We start from the raw sequence: 21093 nt of genomic DNA on the forward strand, positions 1-21093 counted from the left end.
GCTGGATTATGAATTTAGCTGTTAATCAACCTATTTCCCAGCAGCCACCTTCCCCTTAACACTACTAGTACAGTTATTTAAAATATTTCGAAGGGTAAGGAACGCTAAACTTTACTGAATTAGTTAATGTATTTCCTTTTTTACTTCAATTTCAATTTTGATTTCATCTTCACCTTCATCTTCATCTTCAACTTCAACCCCTTCCGCCAGCTGGATTATGAATTTGGCTGTTAATCAACCTATTTCCCAGCTGCCACCTTCCCCTTAACACTACTAGTACAGTTTTTTAAAATATTTGGTAGGGGAAGGAACGCTAGACTTTACTGAATTAGGTAATGTATTTCCTTTTTCACTTCAATTTCAATTTCGATTTCGATTTCGATTTCAACTTCATCTTCATCTTGAACTTCATCTTCATCTTCTCCCGATAATTATCGGGATCATCTTCAACTTCAACCCCTTCCGCCAGCTGGATTTCAAATTTAGCTGTTAATCAACCTATTTCCCAGCAGCCACCTTCCCCTTAACACTACTAGTACAGTTATTTAAAATATTTCAAAGGGGAAGGAGCTTGTAATTGTATTACATCAGATAATGTCCTTTCTTTTTCAATTTCGATTTCGATTTCGATTTCATCTTCATCTTCATCTTCTCCCGATAACTATCGGGATCAACTTCTATTTTTATTTCGATTTCGATTTCGATTTCATCAATGGCTATGCCCACCGCCACCTTCTTCCTGCAGCAATGCAAATCCACCTTTGGTTAAAAAACGACTATCTTGTTCAAATTCTGAAGCGTTTTCGATAATTGTGTAACCTTGATAGGTCGCGCCAATCTTTACGTTTGCAGCATGTAATTGGTATTCGTCGTTATTTTCGGTTTCTATAAGCAATACATAAAATTCTCCATCTAACGCTACTATGGCGTCTTCAGGAAGTGCCAAATGGGTTTTAGTTCCCGTTACTATTTGGGCGTCTACAAACATTCCTGCGGTGAAATTTTTTTCATCTTTTTCAGGAATATGACCGTGAACCATCGCAATTCTTGAATTAGGATCGATAGATGTTCCAACCAAATACACGTCGCCTTTAAAGGTTTCTTTTGACGCTTCTGGTACAGAAAACAGTATTTCCTGATCTTTTTTAAGTTGTAACAAATCCTTCTCAAAAACTTTTAATTCCAAGTGAATATGGTCGGTGTTCATTATTTCCATAATCTTATCGGCTGGAGAAACATAGGTACCCGAATTCACAAAAACCTGAGTTACATTTCCATCAATTGGGCTGTAAATATTTACTTGTGAAACTATATTTCCCGCTGCCACAGAAGCCGGATTTATATTCAGCATCTGAAGGTTTTTCTTTAAACTATTACTACGCGCCAATGCTGTTTTGTATTCACTTTCAGCTTTTAAATAGCTTTTCTGAGAAGTGATTTTTTCTTCAAGCATCGTTTTTTGTCGCTCGTATTCGGAGTTTAGGTATGAAAGCTGCGCCACAGTTTCCATATAATTCTGTTGCATTGTTATAAACTCTGGATTTTCGATAGTAACCAAGCGTTGCCCTTTAGAAACTTTGCTTCCAACTAATAGCGGTGTGTTTTTTATATAACCTCCAGCAAATGCGCTAACCACCGCTCGACTTTGTGGTGGCACATCAATTACGCCATTGGTTTGTACAGTTTGAGCAAATTGTTTTTCGGTGAGTTGGCCAATTTCCATTTTAGCGTTTTCAAACTGTGCTTTTGAAAGATGAATATTTCCGTCAGCAATTTCTTCTGAAGTAGAATCAGTAGACTCCACTTCTTTTTCTGAATTGTTACACGATGCCAAAACGAAGGCTAATAGCAACAAAATTGATTTTATATACTGCATAATTAAATTTTTTAAAGCGTTAAATAGTTGATAGCGATAACTGCTTGGTTGTATTTATTAAGGTTTTCCAAATGTTGTAATTCAATTTCGTAGGCGTTTTCAAGACTTTGGATGTATTGAAAAAAGTCTATTTCTCCATTTTTGAAACTGATATTGGCTGTCTTTAAAATTTCTTCTGAAAGTGATTTTCCTTCGGTTTCATAATACTGAAGCGCATCTTCATACTTTGAAACTTCATTTAGCAACTGCATTTTTCGTGAATTCAAGTGAATTTTATAATCTTCAGCTTGCTGCTGACTTACAGCTGCGGCAATCTTTGATGCTTTTATTTTTGAAGCATTTCCGCCATAAAGCAACGGGATTTTAAGTCCGATTTGGTAAGCATAGAGGTTCTGACTCAATCCGGAATTGCTACCCAACGAATAGGAAAGGCTGATGTCTGGCAGTAGGTTCTGCTTTTCGAGACCGCTTTTAGCCAGAAAAAAGCTATTTCTACTTTCATAATAATCTAAAGCAGGATGTTGTTCTGAAGGTGCAAGTGAAAGTTCCAGTTTTTCAAGGGGCTGCTCAACAATAAGCAAACTATCTTGGGACTGAACTACAGTTATTAACTGTTGCAAGGCTATTAACATATCCTCTTTAGTCTGATTAAAATCGGTTTCTAACTGTCGTTGTTTAGCACGAGCGGTAATTTTTTCGAGGTAATTTGTTTCACCAAGTTCAAAACGACGTTGTGCTGCGTGGGCGAAATTTTGGTATAGGCTGTCTAATTTTTCATATACATTTGCTCTACTTTTTTCAAATTGATATTGATAATACGCTGCTTCGACCCTTCCTTCCGTCTTTCGTTTTTCGAGATTATATTGATTACTTTGCATTTCAAACTGACGTTGGTTAACAGCTTTTTTAGCGAAATAAACCGTAGGGAATAAAAATTCCTGCTCAATTCCAAAAACATCAAGAGGTTGATTATTGGGTCCCATATCATTCTCATTAAACTCATAAAAAACAGTAGTTTTTTCAAAATTGAAAGCACTTCCAATTAGGGCATTGGCTTCATCCATTTGAAGTGATGAAGCTTTAAGACCGGCGTTGTTTTCTAAAGCTATTTGTTTTAAATCTTGAAGTGTTTTGGGATTCTGCTGCGCCATTCCTGTATAACTTAGAAGGAATACGAAAATGGTTATTGGTATGGACTTTCCTAATTTCTTTTTAGACTTCCTCTTTTTATCGGAATCAAAAATTGAATACAGTACTGGTAAAACAATTAGAGTTAATATAAATGCTGTAATCATTCCTCCAATAACAACAGTTGCCAAAGGTCTTTGAACTTCTGCTCCGGCCCCAGTAGAGATTGCCATTGGTAAAAAACCTAAAGCTGTCGAAGAAGCCGTTAGTAAAACCGCCCGTAATCTATCTTTGGAGCCTTGAATAATTAGTTTATTCTTGTCTTTCATTCCTTCCTTTTTAAGTTCTTTAAAGTGTTCTATCAAAATAATTCCATTCAATACTGCAACTCCGAAAAGCGCTATAAACCCAACCCCTGCTGAAATACTAAAGGGCATATCCCGGACCCATAAAAGCAATACGCCTCCTACGGCCGCCAATGGAATTGCGGAGTAAATCATTAATGCTTCTCGCACCGAATTAAAAGCGAAATACAGCATTATAAATATCAATACTAAAGCCACTGGTACCGCTATATACAGTCGTTGTTTTGCACTTTCTAAATTTTCAAACTGTCCGCCATAATCTATAGTGTACCCCACTGGGAGTTTTACGTTCTCGTTTATCAACTTTTGAACATCATCAACAACGCTTTGTAAATCGCGATTTCGCACGTTTACGCCTACTACTATTCGTCTTTTTGTATCGTCTCTGGAAATTTGTGCCGCCCCTTTGGAATAGGTAATCGCAGCCAATTCTCTCAATGGTATTTTATCTCCAGAAGGTGTGTCTACGTAGAGGTTTTCAAGATTGGAAATATCATTTCGATGGTCTTCATCCAATCGCATTACAAGATCAAAACGCTTTTCTCCTTCAAAAACACTTCCAGCTGCGCTACCCGCAAACCCCATCGAAATCATTTGGTTCAAGTCTTCTATATTTAGACCATAACGAGCAATCTTTGCCCTATCAAATTTCACGTTCATTTCAGGAAGACCAACAACTTTTTCAACAATAATATCGTGCGCACCTGCTACACCTTCAATTAAGTTTTTAATTTCTTGACCTTTTTTGTCTAAAACAGCTAAATCTTCGCCAAAAATTTTAATAGCTATATCGGCACGAACCCCAGTAATCAATTCATTAAACCGCATTTCAATAGGTTGAGTAAATTCAACCTCCATCCCTGGAATAATTGCAAGGGCCTCACTAAACTTATCTGCTAATTCGTTTTTAGAACTGGCCGAAACCCATTCGCTTTTTGGTTTTAGGGTGATAATAACATCACTTGCTTCCATAGACATTGGGTCTGTTGGAACTTCAGCAGCACCAATTCGACTAACTATTTGGTCTACTTCTGGAAAATTATTTATTAATATTTGTTCAATTTGAGTAGTAATATCAATTGTATTACTCAGTGAGGTTCCCGTTTTAAGAACAGGTTGAATTACAAAATCCCCTTCATCCAAAGTTGGGATAAATTCGCTTCCCATTGTTGTAAAAATATAGGCAGTAACACCTAACATTAATAAAGCAATAGCGATAACCAATTTCTTTGCACCCAAGGCCCATTCAATCATTGGTTCATATAAACGATTAAGGAAATTCATTATCCGGACCGAAATGTTTTTAGGCGAAACTTCCTTAGGCTTAAGAAAGATTGAAGCCGCCACGGGTACGTAGGTGAAACACAATAACATCGTTCCAATCATTGCAAAACTAAAGGTAAGCGCCATTGGCTGAAACATTTTTCCTTCAACACCACTTAAAGACAGTATTGGGATGAAAACTATCAAAATAATCAGCTGCCCAAAAACTGCTGCATTCATCATTTTTGAGGAACCTTTTTCTGTAATATCATCTTTGGCGACTTGTCTTTCAGCGGGTGTAAGTGCTTTAAATTTTAGCACATTCTTATTGATCTGGAAGGCTACATATTCTACAATAATTACTGCACCATCAACGATAATTCCAAAATCTATTGCACCCATGCTCATTAGATTGGCATCCATATTAAATAAATACATCATGGAAAGCGTGAACAATAAGGAAAGCGGAATCACCGAAGCCACCACTAGGCCTGAACGTAAATTTCCTAATAGCAGAACTACTACAAAAATTACAATTAGAATTCCGAGAATGAGGTTTTCGGCAATGGTATAGGTGGTTTTTCCAATCAATTCACTTCTATCTAAAAAAGGATTGATGTGTACGCCCTCTGGTAATGCTGAGGAAATTTCGGCTACACGTTTTTGAATAGCTCTAATTACTTTATCAGAATCTCCTCCTTTAATCATCATTACTTGGCCGAGAACCTTTTCGCCTTCACCATTACCGGTAATAGCCCCAAAACGCATAGCGCTCCCAAATTGTACTTTCGCTACGTCTTTTATATAAATAGGGAAGTCACCCTGGGCTTTAACAACAATATTTTTAATATCATCTAGAGAGGTAATTAAGCCTTCGCCTCGGATAAAGTAGGCTTGATTACTTTTTTCAATATATCCACCGCCGGATATACTGTTATTTTTTTCTAAGGCCGTATAGATTTCGCCTGCAGTTATACCCATAGCATTTAGCTTATTGGTGTTAATTGCGACCTCATATTGTTTTAAATTTCCGCCCCAAGAATTTACTTCAACCACTCCGGGAATTCCTGAAAGTTGTCTTTTAATAATCCAATCTTGAATTGTCCTGAGTTCGGTTAAACTATATTTGTCCTTGTATTCAGGGTCTACATCTAAAATATATTGATAGATTTCGCCCAAACCTGTTGTAATTGGCCCCATCTCCGGAGTGCCAAATCCCTCTGGGATATTTTCGGCTGCAGATTGTATTTTTTCGGCTATAAGTTGTCGCGGAAGATACATTCCCATGGCTTCTTCAAATACAATTGTTACTACTGAAAGACCAAATTTTGAAGTGGACCGTATTTCGACAACTCCCGGAAGGTTTGCCATTTCTAACTCGACAGGATACGTAATAAATTGCTCCATATCTTGCGTAGAAAGATTTCTGGAGGTAGTAATTACTTGAACTTGATTATTGGTAATATCGGGAACAGCACCAATTGAAATTCGGGTGAGTGAAAATACTCCGAAAATAATGAGGGCCAAGGTGAACAACCCAACGATCAGTTTATTTTTTATACTGAAATGAATAATTTTTGATAACATAACTAAATTTATCTATGACTTTCAACCGTTAAAATGTTGAAGTATGAAACAATAGAATAGGGTGGAAGCCGTTCCATACTATGGAACCGCATAAGCTGACCATAAAATAATTCGGAACAAAAGTGTTCCTAATCTGGTCTTATTTGTTATGCTAATTGTGGGGGTTGGAAAATTGAGACCTTTTCCAAAGAAGAATATAAATTTTGGTAATGAAATTCATGCGATTGCGGAATTTTAATTTCCACCTTTGGGATTTCAAAATCTAATGACACCAATAGTACATCGGTTAAAACATGATGGCAAGAGATATGTTGAAAGGGTAACTTTTCATGTTCGTGTTTGTCCTCTTTTTGCTCTTCCTCATGTTCAGCCTGTAAGGAACCGTAGTGTTTTTGCATAAAAGTGAAAAAATCATCCCCGTGATTTTCAATATGATATTCGGCATGTTCCACTAATTTTTCAATTAGTAAAATATCTTGAATGCCAACTCCTACACTTTGAAAAGCGATAAGAAAAGAAAATGATATGGCGAATATAGTTTTCACTTAGGAATCAAAATTAAACATTTTTTCTGAATTGAATATTTCGGAAAGCAGTTAAATCAAATGATTATTGATTCAGATATATACTTTTACACGTAAATGTTGCTTCGAAGATTGAAATTTAAATGGAATTGTACAGTGACTTATGTTACATAAGAAAAAATGCTTTATTTCTTTTGATTCATCTTAACTACAAGCAACTTAGTGACCAATAAGCCAATTGCGCCTCCTAACAGAGAAATGGCTAAATTTATGGTGAAAAGTACATAGTTAACTTCTCCTGTTTTCATTATGGAAATAGGGTCGAAGCCAAGCCTTCCGAAGATTTTAATAAAAAATATACTCCCGAATATTCCAGCGATTGTATTTCCTGTGAACCCCATTGAATATTTCTTCTTAATTACACTTAAAAGCAATGCACCAAGGATTCCAATAAAAATACTGATTATAGCAATTAGTGTATCTGTCATAATGGAGTAATACTAAAACTTACTAATGTTCGCCATACCCTACATCGTCCATCTTTCCTTTAAAAACGCGATATTGAATAACCATATAAATGGCTACTAACACTGCGGCAATTACAAACCAATAAACACCAACCGATAAACCATACTCGTGTGCGGCTGCGTTATAAACGGTTAGGGAAGGGTTTACGTTATTTGTAGATGGTAATAAGTTGGGGAATATAGAAGATACAGTTGTAGCTAATCCGCCAAATAGAAATAAGGTTGAAAACATAAATCCAAATCCATCCTTTTTAAAACTTTTAATTTTAAATAAGCCAAAAAGTCCACAAAATGTGATGATTGGGAAAATCCAAAGCCAAGGATATTTTACAAAATTATGAAATGGTCTAGGATCGATTATGTGCCAAGAAAATAGCGATATAATAACGAGAATTAGCAATACAATATTCAAGTTAAAAACTACTTGCTTAAGCTTTTGGTTTAAATCGGAGTTGGTTTTAAAAATTATCCAATTTGCCCCGTGAATAGCTAAGGCAATCACTCCAATTATCCCCAATAACAAGGTAAACCAATCTATTATACCTAAGTGTTCTGCGTGCGGACTAAAGGTTGGATTCCAAAGTGGTAAAAAGAAAAAATGAGGCTCGTGCGCAGACACGCCGTCGGTAACCATCCCTAAATTTACACCTCTTACTATGTTTCCTAAGGCTATCCCAAAAAACAAGGCTAGGAGTAGGCTTGCTATTCCAAAGGCTTTATCCCAAATTGCTTCCCATATTTTGTTGTGGATCTGCCCTCTAAGTTCTAAACCTATAGCTCGAAAAATAAGTAACCATAATATCATTATTAATGGCAAATAAAATCCGCTAAACGAAGAAGCATACAGGGTTGGAAAAGCAAAAAATAAAACACCTCCTACGGCTATAAGCCACACCTCATTAGCATCCCAAAATGGGCCAATAGCATTTCTAATAGCTTTTTTGTCTTTTTCTTTTTTCGCATAAAAAAGATGAATGATACCTGCTCCAAAATCATAACCATCTAAAATTACATAAATGGTAAGCATAGCCATTAAAACGATATACCAGAATAATTCCATAATTAGTTGGGTTTAGTGGTTTCAGGACCTTTATTGATAATTTTTCCAGCGAGCATTAAAAATAATAATCCTAACAATAAATAAAGTCCAATAAATCCGAGTAAAGTAAATAATGTATTTCCTGATGATACAGTTGGGGAAATTCCATCGACGGTTCTTAATAAATTGTAAACCAACCATGGCTGCCTTCCCAATTCCGCCGTGTACCAACCTGCAGTATTTGCGATATATGGAAAAGGAATCATAAACATCAACGACCAGAGAATCCATTTAGTTTTATAAAGTTTCTTTCTGAATAACTGAACGGCTGCTAAGAGCAATAATCCTATAAAAATAGTTCCCAAACCAACCATGATGTGGTACGAATAGTACAGTCCAGGGATATTTGTAGGATAAACACTTTCGTCGAATTCATTAAGACCTTTAATCTCAGCATCCCATTTTTGATAGGTTAAAAAGCTCAATATATTCGGTACTGCAATCTTGTTGTCTAGTTTTTTGTTTTCCACATCCGGTTGACCGATTAAGATAATTTCAGAACCACCTTCTTCAGTTTCAAAAATTCCTTCCATAGCTGCAAAAGTTACTGGCTGGTATTTTACAACGTTTTTTGCTGCCCAATCTCCTGTAGGAAAAGCGACTAATAAGCTAGCAACTAAACCAAAAATAACTCCAGTCTTTACAAAGAGTTTCCCAAATTCACTGTGTTTATTGTTTAAGATATAAAATGCACCAACTCCTGCAACAACAAAAGAAGAGGTGATTAAGGACCCCATTTGATTGTGTAAGAATGAAGGTAGCAGCCAAGGGTTGGAAAACAAGGCTCCAAAATTATTGAGAACAAACTTTCCATTTTCTAAAATTTCATAACCTACTGGGTGTTGCATCCACGAATGGGTTGCAATAATTAAATAGCCGCTGGCCCAAGAACCAAGAAAAACCAAGAAGCCAGTTAAAAAATGAAGTTTTTGCCCTAGTAACTTTTCTCCAAAAAGAAACAATCCTAGAAATGAAGATTCGAGAAAAAAAGAAAACATCCCTTCCATAGCCAGGGTTTGCCCAATAATTCCTCCCGTAAGCTCTGAAAATTTAGCCCAATTGGTTCCAAATTGAAACTCCATTGGGATTCCTGTTACCACGCCCATAGCAAAATTAAGAGCGAATATCTTCATCCAAAATTTGGCAGCATCGTTGTACTTGTCAATTTTAGTTCTTAGGAATTTCCATTTAAAATAGACTATCATTAAGGATAGCCCCATGGTTAATTGTGGAAATAAATAGTGAAAAGTGATAGTAAATGCAAACTGCATCCTATCGTAAAAAATCATGTCCTCCATAATTAATTGTGAGTTGGTTACTCAAATTTATAAAATCGACTGTAATGATTTTGTTGTAAATAAAAATAAAAAGAAGAAAGGACGTTAAAAACGTCCTCTCAAAATTATAAACAGTTAATCTTAATTTTTAAAGTCGTTTACATCATCGCTAAGATCAAAAATGTCTTTTGCATTTAATTCTTTTTCAAGAATACTTGAGCCAGCCGCGCTTCGGTAACCTCCAGCACAGTGTACCACTATAGGTTTGTCGGTAGGTATCTTACCTGCTTTTTCACGTAATTGGTGTAGCGGAATGGTAATAGCATCATCAAAAAACTTCCCTTCTGAAAATTCACTTTCATTACGAATATCAACAATAGTATAATCGTCCAGATTCTCCTTAAATTCACCAAGATTTAATCTATCCGATTTTTTTAAACCTTTATCCGCCAGTGTATTTATAGAAACTACATTCGCTTCGTATCCAATTTTAGCAGTGCGTTGAAGAACTTTTTCAACACTCTCAATAGAATCAACTACAATTTGAAATTTTTCATCCGGACGAATAATAGAGCCCAACCAGGTTTCAAATTTGGAAGTTTCAGAAGTAGCCATTATGTTTATACTTCCAGCAATATGGTGCTTTTTAAAATCCTTTTCATCTCTAATGTCAACGATTAATAAATCGTTATCTAACTCAGTAACATTTAATTTAAGATCGATTTCACCTAGAGAAGTTCTAAGGTTTTTTGCACCGTTTTTATTTACATCAACATTATACCCAAAATAGTGTGGGATAAAAGGTTGAGCGTCTAATAAATGGTTTACAAACTGTTCTTCTGTTTGTTTTTTAAAAGCCCAGTTGCCCATACGCTCATTTCCCAAAGTGCTAGAAGTTGCGTCTTCACTCATTCCTTTCCCGCATAATGAACCTGCCCCGTGAGCCGGGTACACATATGCGTTATCTGGTAGGTGTGTAAATTTGTTCTGAATTGTGTCATACATCATTTTCGCCAATTCTTCACGCTTAGCTTTTACGTGCCCTGCGTTTTCACGTAAATCGGGACGACCTACATCTCCTACAAAAAGTGTATCACCTGTAAACAACGCTGTTTTGTCGCCTTCCGTAGCTACAAATGTTACACTATCTGGGGAATGCCCGGGAGTATTGATAGCTTTAAAAGTAGTGTTTCCAATTTTAACTTCATCCCCATCGTCAAAAGCTTGATGTGGATAATCGGCCCCAGTTTTTTGGCTGCAATATAAGGTTGCTCCAGCTTCATTATGAATCTGAAGATGCGAACTAACAAAATCGGCGTGAGGGTGCGTTTCAAAAACAGCAACTATTTCAGCATTGTTTTCTTCGGCGTATTTATAATACTGTTGCGGATTTCTTTCAGGATCCACTAAAGCCATTTTTCCATCGCTAATAATAGCATACGAAAAATGCGAAAGTGGCTCGTATTCAAATTGTTTTATTTTCATAATCTGTAATAGTGTTTTTTTAATTTTAAAAAGTAGTACGTTAAATCTTACTATCTAATAGTTTATTACCTTTCTACTAAATAGTTATTTATCATTTAATTTAAAACTATAGATTCTTCTTAGCCAAATACCAATCAGTTTTATCGAGTGAATCGTCTGCTAATCTTTCATTAAGCTCATCTAGTGTTTTTGGTGGCCCAACGATAACTTTATCGCCTTTTTTCCAGTCTAATGGCAAGGCAACCTTGTGTTCGTCAGAAACTTGAAGCGCTTCTAAAGAACGTAGAATCTCGTCCATATTTCTTCCAACATTTAAAGGATAATACATAATTAAACGTATTTTCTTGCTCGGATCTATAAAGAAAACCGCACGAACTGCTGCTGTTTCACTTTCATTCGGCTGAAGCATTCCGTATAGTTTGGACACCTTCATATCAATATCAGCAATAATTGGAAAATCAAAGTAAACTCCAGTGTTTTCCCTTACATTCTGAACCCATCCTAGATGTGAATGAATACTGTCAATGCTCAGCCCTAAAAGTTCAGTGTTTAAAGCATCAAACTCACTTTTTCGTTGTGCGAATCCACTCATTTCTGTAGTACATACAGGAGTGAAATCTGCAGGGTGAGAAAACATTACTACCCACTTGTCCTTAGCAAAATCTGAAAATTTTATCTTCCCTGTGGTAGTTACAGCCTCAAAATCTGGCGCAGCATCACCTATCCTAGGCATCGCATTAATTTCTTCTAATTCTAAATTTTTTTCCATAGTAATTATCTTTTTTATGTTAAAATCATATTTTTATTAAAGATAAGGTTTTTAACGATAAGCTACAGTAACTCAGGTTACACAGCCGAACGGAAGTCGAAGTTATTTTAAAAAAACAGTAGTTTATCTTCAAGATAATCAACCCCCAACAACTAGTTGTAATTCCGTTAAAATTTAGCTAGACATTTTCCCAGTCGCACAACTTACAAACGATTTGGCTTTGGACGTAATTGAATTAGAATCTTCTACTAAAGGGTAGCCCAAACTTTTTAGTTTTTCTTTTATCTTTATTATTGCATCGGCACTTTCAGAATCAAAAGAGATTGTGCTGGACGTTACATCAACCTGAACATCACTTATGTTTTTAAATTTAGATAGGTTATTTGTGATAGTATTTGCACATCCACCGCATTTTAAATTCTGTACTGTAATTGAGTTTTTCATATTTATAATATTTAAAGTAAACCTTTTAGGATTTAATTATATTCAAAAATATGACTGAAATTTATGTGGGGCAGTAACCTAGGTTACAAATAAGAACTCTGTCCCAAGTCCTACAGTCCTACAGTCCTACGTCCTAAGTCCTACCGTCCTAAGTCCTACCGTCCTACGTCAACCTCCCCACGTCTCACTTCACAACAAACTCCATATAGAAAATGAAGAAAGCCATAGCAAATATGAAGTATCCGAAGGCTTTTTTAAGTTTTTTCCCGTCGATAAAATTACTTAAATAGCTTCCGATAAAAATACCTACAAAAGATATACCCGTGAAAAGCATTAAGAAAAGCCAATCGATATTCATTGTTAGCGCATCTCCTAAAAAGAAACCGAGTAGTGATTTAAAAGCGATGATAATTAAAGAAGTTCCTACAGCGACTTTCATTTCAACTTTTGCTAAAATTACCAAGGCTGGGATAATTAAAAACCCACCACCAGCGCCAATTAAACCTGTAATCCCACCTACTAGCAATCCCTCAAGAAGGATCATGGGGTAGTTGTATTTAACTTTAGTTTTTTTGTTGGAAGTAATATTTTTCTTAGGCTTTAGCATTGAGAAAGCAGCGGGTATCATAAGTAGGGCAAAAAAGCCAAACATTCCCATTCTTCTTGTAAGTTCAAAGTTGCCAATGTTAAACAAAACTTCAGGGAGAATAGGGATTATAAAATACCGTACTAGCGACACCCCAGCTATAGAAGGAATCCCGAATACGATAGCAGTTCGCCAATCTACAAAACCTTTTAAATGTTGTTTAATACCACCAACAAAAGCACTAGCCCCAACAATAAATAGGGAGTAGGCGGTTGCCGCTTTTTCGTCTATAGAGAATAAATATGCCAAAACGGGAACGGCTAATATAGAACCACCACCGCCAATAATACCTAAAGAAATTCCTATTGCTAACGCACTTATATATCCAAAAACTTCTATTAATTCCATAACTTTAAACTTACGCCAAAAGTAATATTTTAAAATAGCCTCTGTTGTAACCAGTGTTACACATTGATTATAAGTTTAAAATTTTCAGATAATTTCGACCGAGTTCAATTTTTTCCATTTGCTCCATTTTTTTAAGCAATCTCGAAATTACAACTCGAGAAGTATTCAGGTCGTAAGCAATTTCTTGATGAGTATTTTTTATAATGTCACTTTTATTTATTCTTACTTTTTCGCGTAAATACTGTTCCAGCCTTTCATCCATTTGTTGAAAAGCAATACTATCTAAGGTAGCTAACAGTTCATTAATTCTGTTGTGATAGCTCTCAAAAACAAAATTTCGCCACGACTTGTATTTAGAAGTCCACTCTTCCATTTTTTGAACAGGAACCATTATTAGTTTTGCATCCGTTTCGGCTATGGCTCGAATTTCACTTTTTTTTTGTCCAAGACAACATGTCATTGTCATGGAACAAGTTTCCCCTTTCTCTAAATAATAGAGTAGGAGCTCGTCGCCTTCATTATTTTCTCTTAAAATTTTGATTGCTCCAGAAACAAGCAGCGGCATAGATTTTACATACTCGCCTATATCCATCATTTTAAAACCTTCGGGAACTTCCTTAATAGCCCCAACCTCCATAATTTCATTGAGTAAATTATCTTCAAAAAGATGTCCGTAACTTTGTTTTAGGTCTTCAATCATGATTCAAGTTAAAATTTTATGAGATTAAGAGTTGAGAAATAAAAATAAAATAGAATAAACACTCTATCTTATAATTCAAAAATACATTTTATAATTTAAGTTTTGGGAGGGAATTGGTTATAGATATTCAGTTTCTATAGTCGTATTTTTAGTGCCCAAACTATTAATTTATGCATTGGTATTGATTATTTTCATTAGAACAACCCTAATAAGGGAGGTTTAGATCTTATTTTATAAAAGATTCTTAAGGAATTACACTGTTTAATTTTTTTGGATTCTTACAGATAATAAGTTAATTTTCAAAGTCTAACAATTTACAAAATGATAGAAAATATAGGTGTTTTAGGTCTAGGGAAAGTAGGAAGTTTAGTGGCTACCTTATTAAGTTCAAAATTTCATGTAGAAGGAATAGATCAATATGAAGTTAAGGATAAATTTACTTTTGAAATAGTTACAGGAGATATTTCCGACGATAAAATTATACGCGAATTTCTACAAGACAAAGACGCTGTTGTTTCTTGTTTGCCTTACTTTCTAAATATTAAAATAGCTGAAACAGCTGTTGATATGGGCGTTCATTACTTTGATTTAACCGAAGATGTGCCTACCTTAAATGCTATCCTAAAAATGTCTGAAAACAGTAAATCGGTTCTGGCACCACAATGTGGTTTAGCTCCAGGTTTTATCGGAATTTTAGGAGCAGGATTATACAGCAAGTTTTCTGAGGTTAGATCGGTTAAGCTAAGAGTAGGAGCCTTGCCATTGCATCCAATGGGACAATTGGGGTATAGTTTTACTTGGAGTGCAGAAGGGGTGATTAACGAATACTTAAACGATGCTGAGGTGATTCATAACGGCGAACGTAAAATGCTGAGCTCCTTAAACGATTTAGAGATTATTAATATCAATGGCCGTCTATACGAAGCGTTTTTAACCTCTGGTGGATTGGGAACTATGTGTGAAACTATGGATGGAAAAGTCGATGCGCTAAACTATAAAACCATTCGATATCCAGGACATAGAGATGGAATGAAATTATTGCTTTACGATTTGCTTTTAAAAGACGACCGAAAACTTGCTAAAGATATTTTAAACAATGCACTGCCGTTGGTAGATGAAGACATAGTTCTTGTTTATGCTGCGGTTGAAGGAATGATTGATGGGAAGTTAAGAAGAAAAGAATTTTCAGAATCTTATCGCAGGATTACTTTGGATAATAAGGAATGGCGCGCCATAAGTTGGACTACGGCTTGTAGTATTTCTGCAGTGGTAGATTTAGTTTCAGAAGGGAAGCTGAAACATAAAGGTTTTATTAAGCAAGAAGAAATTCCATACGATCTTTTTATAAATTCACATTTCGGGTCGATGTATGAGAAATATAAGGATCCTAAATAATTTTTTTTGACTTAAAATAGAAATGCAAAAGTCCTAAAAACTTCAAAAGAACTAGATCATTCTTTTACAAATAAAATAGTTCGTATTTTTGAAGGTTGAACTTTGATTGCTATGCCGAAAAAAGAAAATGACGAAATTACCGAACTTGAGAATGCTAATACAGATAGGCAAGAGTCGGAAATACCGTCTACAAATAATGAAAACGAAATTGAACCTGCTATTGTTTCAGAACCAGAAGTAGCGGAGGAGGATTCATTTATCGAAAAGTGGAAAAATAATCGTTTTCTGCTAATTCGCGGCACTTACTATCTATTGCATTCAATCTGGATGGTGATAATGGTTGTTGGTGGCTTTATAGCTTGGTTAATAGCGTTATTGTTTATTTAATGCGCAACCTTCCGCTAAAAATATTACATAGTTATGTGCTCTTTTCCATAGTTGCGTTTTTATGCGTTCAAGTATTAAAATACTTCGAAATAGTAGCACCCAATTGGATATTTAATCACCTCAATGATTTTCTTGTAATACCAATGGTCGCAACACTTGGGTTGCATACAGCTTGGTTTATTAAGAAAGATAAAAGTATTCGGATAGATTTATTTACAATTGTAAGTTTAGTAGTTCTGTATTCGGTTGTTTTTGAATATTATCTTCCAAAACAATCATATCGATATACCGGAGATATTTGGGATGTGGTATGTTATGCGTTAGGAGGATTTGTGTTTTATATACTTCAGAAAATGGAAAATAGAAGTATTTCTTAAATTGTGCTTTTAGATATTTCTTATAAATACAAATTAATATAGTCCTAAACATTTTTTCTAATCCCATTAGATTGTGTCTTATTAATAAATATTTCCTCAGATTTAATATTTAATGGGTGGGTGTTTAATGTCAAATCGGCCTACCGAAAATTTATCGTAAAATTTGAAATGAGAGCAGCGTAAAAAATTTTAGGCTGTTTGAGCGATAAATACTTTTATATTTAGTAAATAATAGCAAAGCGAGTTCCTAAAATTTAGCTGCTGAATGATAAATTTAGAAAAAGTTTCGTAAGCCTAGACTTTTTTGTTTCTTTTTTGGGCGATGCAAAAAAGAAAGTAGATTAGACCAATTAAAAAATATTCAAGTGGGTGCATAAATTACTTAGGATAGCATTATTTGCAATTTATTGCCTTAATTACGTTACCTTTGCAACCAATGATTTCAATTCTTCATAAAATAACAGCTGTGTTTATGGCGATACTAGTGATGTTTACCACTATGTCGTTTACCATAGATATGCACTTTTGTGGAGAAACGCTAGTGGATTATTCGCTAACCCAAAACGCTCACTCATGTGGTATGGATATGGAGATACCTACTAGCGATTGCGATAATGAAATACCCGAAGATTCTTGCTGTACAGATACGCAAGTACTAGTAGAAGGACAGGATGAATTAAAGCATTCTTTTGATACATTAAGCTTAGAGCAACAGACATTCGTTGCTTCATTTTTCTATTCATATATAAATCTTTTTGAAGATCTGGATTCTAATATAGTTCCGTTTAGGAATTATAATCCTCCCTTTCTCATACGGGACATACAGAAGCTTCACGAGACTTACTTAATTTGATTTTAAACAGTTTCCAACTCCGATAGTTATCGTGGGTTAGGATAAGTCTGTCCGATGGTTTTACCATTTTAGGACAGGATTCTTGATTTTATTTTCCTGAGTTCTCAGGATTTTATTCAAAGTTTAACTGTTTAATATTCAATTCAAATGCTAAATAAAAGCATAAAATTTCTCATAGAGAATAAACTGGTTGCAGTATTGTTACTCGCACTTTTTGTAGGTATGGGTGTGGTAAATGCACCTTTTAGTTGGGATACGGGTATGTTGCCTAGTAATCCTGTAGCCGTGGATGCCATTCCTGATATTGGCGAAAACCAACAAATAGTTTACACCCAATGGGAAGGGCGTTCTCCCCAAGATATTGAGGACCAAATAAGCTACCCGCTTACAACTTCGTTATTAGGAATTCCTGGAGTTAAGACCATTAGAAGTTCTTCTATGTTCGGCTTTTCGAGCATTTACATCATTTTTGAAGAAGATGTAGAATTCTATTGGAGCCGTAGTAGAATACTAGAAAAGCTAAACTCTTTACCTGCTGGCTTACTCCCAGAAAATGTAAATCCATCTTTAGGACCAGACGCAACAGGCTTAGGGCAGGTTTACTGGTACACGCTTGAGGGTAGAGATAAAGATGGCAATGTTACCGGAGGTTGGGACTTACACGAGTTGCGAAGTATTCAGGATTACTATGTGAAATACGCACTCTCATCGGCTAGTGGAGTTTCAGAAGTTGCTTCGATTGGAGGGTATATTCAAGAATACCAAATTGATGTTAAGCCAGAGTTGATGAGGCAATACAACATTAGTCTATCTCAAATTGTAAAAGCTGTACAGCAAAGTAATAAAGACATTGGTGCGCAAACCATGGAAATTAATCAAGCTGAATACTTAGTGCGTGGTTTAGGATATATAAAGACTGTAGCCGATATTGAAGATGCCGTAGTTACTTCTGAAAATTATACTTCTATCCGAATTAAGGATATTGCCAATGTTAGTTTAGGCCCTGCACCACGAAGAGGAATTTTGGATAAGGAAGGTGCTGAGGTTGTTGGTGGGGTGGTTACTGCGCGTTATGGTGCTAACCCTATGGAAGTTATTAATAATGTAAAAGATAAGTTGGAAGAGCTTAAAGCAGGATTGCCTTCAAAAGAACTTTCGGATGGAACTATTTCGCAACTTACCGTAGTTCCTTTTTATGATAGATCGGAACTTATTCAGGAAACATTAGACACGCTAGATGAAGCTTTAAGTTTAGAAATTCTTATTACAATTTTCGTAATTATTGTAATGGTGTTTAACCTTCGAGCGTCAATACTTATTTCGGGCTTATTACCTGTTGCGGTGTTAATGGTGTTTATCGCGATGAAGTTCTTTAACGTAGATGCAAATATTGTAGCCTTATCTGGTATCGCCATTGCTATCGGAACTATGGTGGATATTGGAGTAATACTTTCTGAAAATATAATTAGGCATTTGGAAGAAGAAAAACAGCGGGCTTTAGAGACTGGTGTAAAGCAATCAATTAACTCGATTGTTTATAATGCGAGTGCGGAAGTATCAGGTGCTATATTAACGGCGGTACTTACAACAATCATCAGTTTTATACCTGTATTTACGATGATAGGCGCAGAAGGGAAATTATTTCGCCCACTTGCTTTTACAAAAACAGCGGCATTAGTAGCGGCATTTATGGTTGCGTTATTTTTAACTCCTCCATTTGCAGCGTATCTATTTCGAAGAAAAAACATAAAAATAGTCACTTTTAATTTAATAAACGGAATTCTAATAATTCTTGGGATTGCCGCCATTGTTTTTGGCTATTGGTTAGGCCTTATTTTAATCGGTTTTGGAATTACAGGACTTTTAAAAGATGAAAAAATAGCATTAAAAATTTCTGATAAAATCTGGCTTACAGACCAACGCGCCAATATTATAAACATCTTTATATCAGCACTAGCAGTTGTCTTTTTATTGGCTGAATTCTGGCGTCCACTTGGTGTAGATAAAAGTATATTTTGGAACCTTTTATTTGTAGGATTTATCTGTTTTGGGCTTCTAGGGGTGTTTTGGGTATTCCAGAAATACTATGCTCGAATTCTAACTTGGGCACTAGGCAATAAAATGGTTTTCCTTTCTGTACCAACGTTAATTGTTGTTTTCGGAGTTCTCATCTGGCAGAACACAGGAAAAGAGTTTATGCCTTCGCTTAATGAAGGTTCCTTCTTGCTGATGCCAACTTCAATGCCTCATTCAGGAGTAGAAGAGAACAAGCGCGTCTTACAGCAATTAGATATGGCCGTGGCAAACATACCTGAAATTAAAACCGTTGTAGGAAAAGCTGGAAGAACTGAATCGGCATTGGATCCTGCGCCCTTATCGATGTATGAAAATATTATTTTATACAAGTCCGAATACGCATTAAACGACGAAGGAAAACGACAGAGGTTTAAAGTGAATAAGGATGGACTTTTCGAGTTGAAGAAAGGTGGCCTTGTCGAAAATCCCAATAGAGATGTCCGTTCGAGCGCAGTCGAGAAGGCTTTAGAAACCGGAAGAGACATATCCCCTGCGTTCAACGTGACGTCAGAAGACCTAATACCCGATAACGGCGGGGAGTTTTATAGAAATTGGAGACCTGAAATAAAATCGCCCGAAGATATTTGGAATGAAATTGTGAGGGTAACAAAAATACCTGGCGTAACCTCTGCACCAAAATTGCAGCCAATTGAGACTAGGTTAGTGATGCTGCAGACAGGAATGCGTGCGCCTATGGGGATTAAAGTGAAAGGTCAAGATTTACGAGAGATTGAGGCTTTCGGACTTGAACTTGAAGAAATTATAAAACACGCCGAAGGTGTAAATGTAGAAGCGGTTTTTGCCGATCGTATTGTTGGGAAGCCTTATTTATTAATAGACATTAAAAGGGATCGTCTCGCCCGCTATGGAGTTTCTATTGAAGAGGTTCAGCAAATACTCCAAGTAGCCGTAGGAGGGATGCCTTTAACGCAAACGGTTGAAGGTCGTGAGCGATATGGAGTACGCGTGCGTTACCCAAGAGAGCTAAGAGCCGACCCACAGGATCTTCAAAACATCTATGTGCCGGTTGGAAAAGGAAATCCCGTACCATTAGGAGAATTAGTGGATATACGTTACAAGCAAGGGCCGCAGGTTATTAAAAGTGAAGACACCTTTTTGGTAGGCTATGTCCTTTTTGATAAGCTAAACGATTTTGCGGAAGTTGATGTAGTTGAAAACGCTCAGGCATTAATTCAAGAAAAAATAGACAGTGGAGCGCTTTCAGTTCCTAAGGGTATCAGTTATCAGTTTACGGGAACTTATGAAAATCAAATTAGAGCTGAGAAAACACTTTCAGTTATTGTTCCCTTAGCGTTGGCAATTATTTTTTTAATCCTTTATTTCCAATTTAGGTCGGTATCTACTTCCTTAATGGTGTTCACTGGAATTGCAGTGGCTTTCTCTGGAGGATTTTTAATGATTTGGTTTTACGGACAAGATTGGTTTTTGAACTTTAGTTTCTTTGGTGAAAACCTAAGGCAAATGTTTCAGATGGATACTATCAATTTAAGTGTTGCCGTTTGGGTAGGATTTATAGCCCTCTTTGGTATTGCCACTGATGATGGTGTGGTAATGGCAACTTATCTAACGCAAACTTTTGATAAAAATGAACCGGAAAGCGTAAAGGAAATCCGAGCGTCTGTGTTAGAAGCAGGGTTAAAACGTATCCGTCCGTGTTTGATGACTACGGCTACTACTATTCTTGCGTTGTTACCAATTTTAACCGCTACAGGTAGGGGAAGCGATATTATGATTCCAATGGCTATTCCAAGTTTTGGTGGGATGTTAATTGCACTAATTACCCTATTTGTAGTTCCGGTTTTATTCAGCTGGAGACGAGAAGCAAAATTGAAAAAACGTTTAAATACTATTAACGAAAACTAGAGATTGGAAGTTGGAGGTTGGAAGTTGGAGAATGGAATTTAGATATTAGATATAGGGATTTTAAATGTTCTTAAAAAAAAATC

16 protein-coding genes are annotated in these 21093 nt (G+C 35.9%); 5 read left to right on the forward strand and 11 right to left on the reverse strand.

Annotation, left to right across the window (positions count from 1 at the left end):
* Window positions 1-709: 709 nt before the first annotated feature.
* From RT250_RS11380 to RT250_RS11430, 11 genes are all read right to left on the reverse strand, one after another.
* Window positions 710-1876 carry an efflux RND transporter periplasmic adaptor subunit gene (locus tag RT250_RS11380; protein WP_313114861.1) on the reverse strand — a complete coding sequence of 389 codons (1167 nt, stop codon included), beginning with the start codon at window positions 1874-1876 and terminating at the stop codon, window positions 710-712.
* Window positions 1877-1887: 11 nt separating this feature from the next.
* Window positions 1888-6219 carry a CusA/CzcA family heavy metal efflux RND transporter gene (locus tag RT250_RS11385; RefSeq protein WP_313114862.1) on the reverse strand — a complete coding sequence of 1444 codons (4332 nt, stop codon included), beginning with the start codon at window positions 6217-6219 and terminating at the stop codon, window positions 1888-1890.
* A 146-nt stretch (window positions 6220-6365) separates the two neighbouring features.
* Window positions 6366-6764 (reverse strand): hypothetical protein, encoded by a 399-nt coding sequence (locus RT250_RS11390; protein ID WP_313114863.1) that lies wholly within the window; start codon window positions 6762-6764, stop codon window positions 6366-6368.
* A gap of 164 nt (window positions 6765-6928) precedes the next feature.
* Window positions 6929-7231, reverse strand: a complete 303-nt coding sequence (locus RT250_RS11395; protein WP_313114865.1) for a hypothetical protein — start codon at window positions 7229-7231, stop codon at window positions 6929-6931.
* 22 nt (window positions 7232-7253) lie between these two features.
* Complete coding sequence (cydB, locus tag RT250_RS11400; RefSeq protein WP_313114867.1) at window positions 7254-8330, reverse strand: cytochrome d ubiquinol oxidase subunit II; 1077 nt, start codon at window positions 8328-8330, stop codon at window positions 7254-7256.
* 2 nt (window positions 8331-8332) lie between these two features.
* Window positions 8333-9667 carry a cytochrome ubiquinol oxidase subunit I gene (locus tag RT250_RS11405; RefSeq protein WP_313114868.1) on the reverse strand — a complete coding sequence of 445 codons (1335 nt, stop codon included), beginning with the start codon at window positions 9665-9667 and terminating at the stop codon, window positions 8333-8335.
* Between the two features lie 120 nt (window positions 9668-9787).
* A complete protein-coding gene (locus RT250_RS11410) occupies window positions 9788-11131 on the reverse strand; it encodes an MBL fold metallo-hydrolase (RefSeq protein ID WP_313114870.1) in 1344 nt (447 codons plus the stop codon).
* A gap of 106 nt (window positions 11132-11237) precedes the next feature.
* A complete protein-coding gene (locus RT250_RS11415; protein WP_313114871.1) occupies window positions 11238-11900 on the reverse strand; it encodes a peroxiredoxin in 663 nt (220 codons plus the stop codon).
* Between the two features lie 174 nt (window positions 11901-12074).
* Entirely contained in the window at window positions 12075-12344 is a 270-nt protein-coding gene (locus RT250_RS11420; protein WP_313114873.1) for a heavy-metal-associated domain-containing protein, read from the reverse strand.
* 184 nt (window positions 12345-12528) lie between these two features.
* Entirely contained in the window at window positions 12529-13338 is an 810-nt protein-coding gene (locus tag RT250_RS11425; protein ID WP_313114875.1) for a sulfite exporter TauE/SafE family protein, read from the reverse strand.
* A 67-nt stretch (window positions 13339-13405) separates the two neighbouring features.
* Window positions 13406-14038, reverse strand: a complete 633-nt coding sequence (locus RT250_RS11430) for a Crp/Fnr family transcriptional regulator (RefSeq protein WP_313114877.1) — start codon at window positions 14036-14038, stop codon at window positions 13406-13408.
* A gap of 321 nt (window positions 14039-14359) precedes the next feature.
* Between RT250_RS11430 and RT250_RS11435 the strand changes: the two genes are divergently transcribed.
* From RT250_RS11435 to RT250_RS11455, 5 genes are all read left to right on the forward strand, one after another.
* On the forward strand, window positions 14360-15433 hold the full coding sequence (locus tag RT250_RS11435; RefSeq protein ID WP_313114879.1) for a saccharopine dehydrogenase C-terminal domain-containing protein: 1074 nt from the start codon (window positions 14360-14362) through the stop codon (window positions 15431-15433).
* Window positions 15434-15544: 111 nt separating this feature from the next.
* Window positions 15545-15820, forward strand: a complete 276-nt coding sequence (locus tag RT250_RS11440) for a hypothetical protein (protein WP_313114880.1) — start codon at window positions 15545-15547, stop codon at window positions 15818-15820.
* Between the two features lie 35 nt (window positions 15821-15855).
* Complete coding sequence (locus RT250_RS11445; RefSeq protein ID WP_313114881.1) at window positions 15856-16197, forward strand: hypothetical protein; 342 nt, start codon at window positions 15856-15858, stop codon at window positions 16195-16197.
* Between the two features lie 436 nt (window positions 16198-16633).
* Window positions 16634-17050, forward strand: a complete 417-nt coding sequence (locus RT250_RS11450; protein WP_313114882.1) for an HYC_CC_PP family protein — start codon at window positions 16634-16636, stop codon at window positions 17048-17050.
* A 147-nt stretch (window positions 17051-17197) separates the two neighbouring features.
* The gene (locus tag RT250_RS11455) at window positions 17198-21010 is read left to right on the forward strand and encodes an efflux RND transporter permease subunit (RefSeq protein WP_313114883.1); all 3813 of its coding nucleotides are present in this window, start codon (window positions 17198-17200) and stop codon (window positions 21008-21010) included.
* Window positions 21011-21093 lie beyond the last annotated feature (83 nt).

This window comes from Aequorivita sediminis (assembly GCF_032080575.2).
Taxonomy (GTDB): Bacteria; Bacteroidota; Bacteroidia; order Flavobacteriales; family Flavobacteriaceae; genus Aequorivita; species Aequorivita sediminis.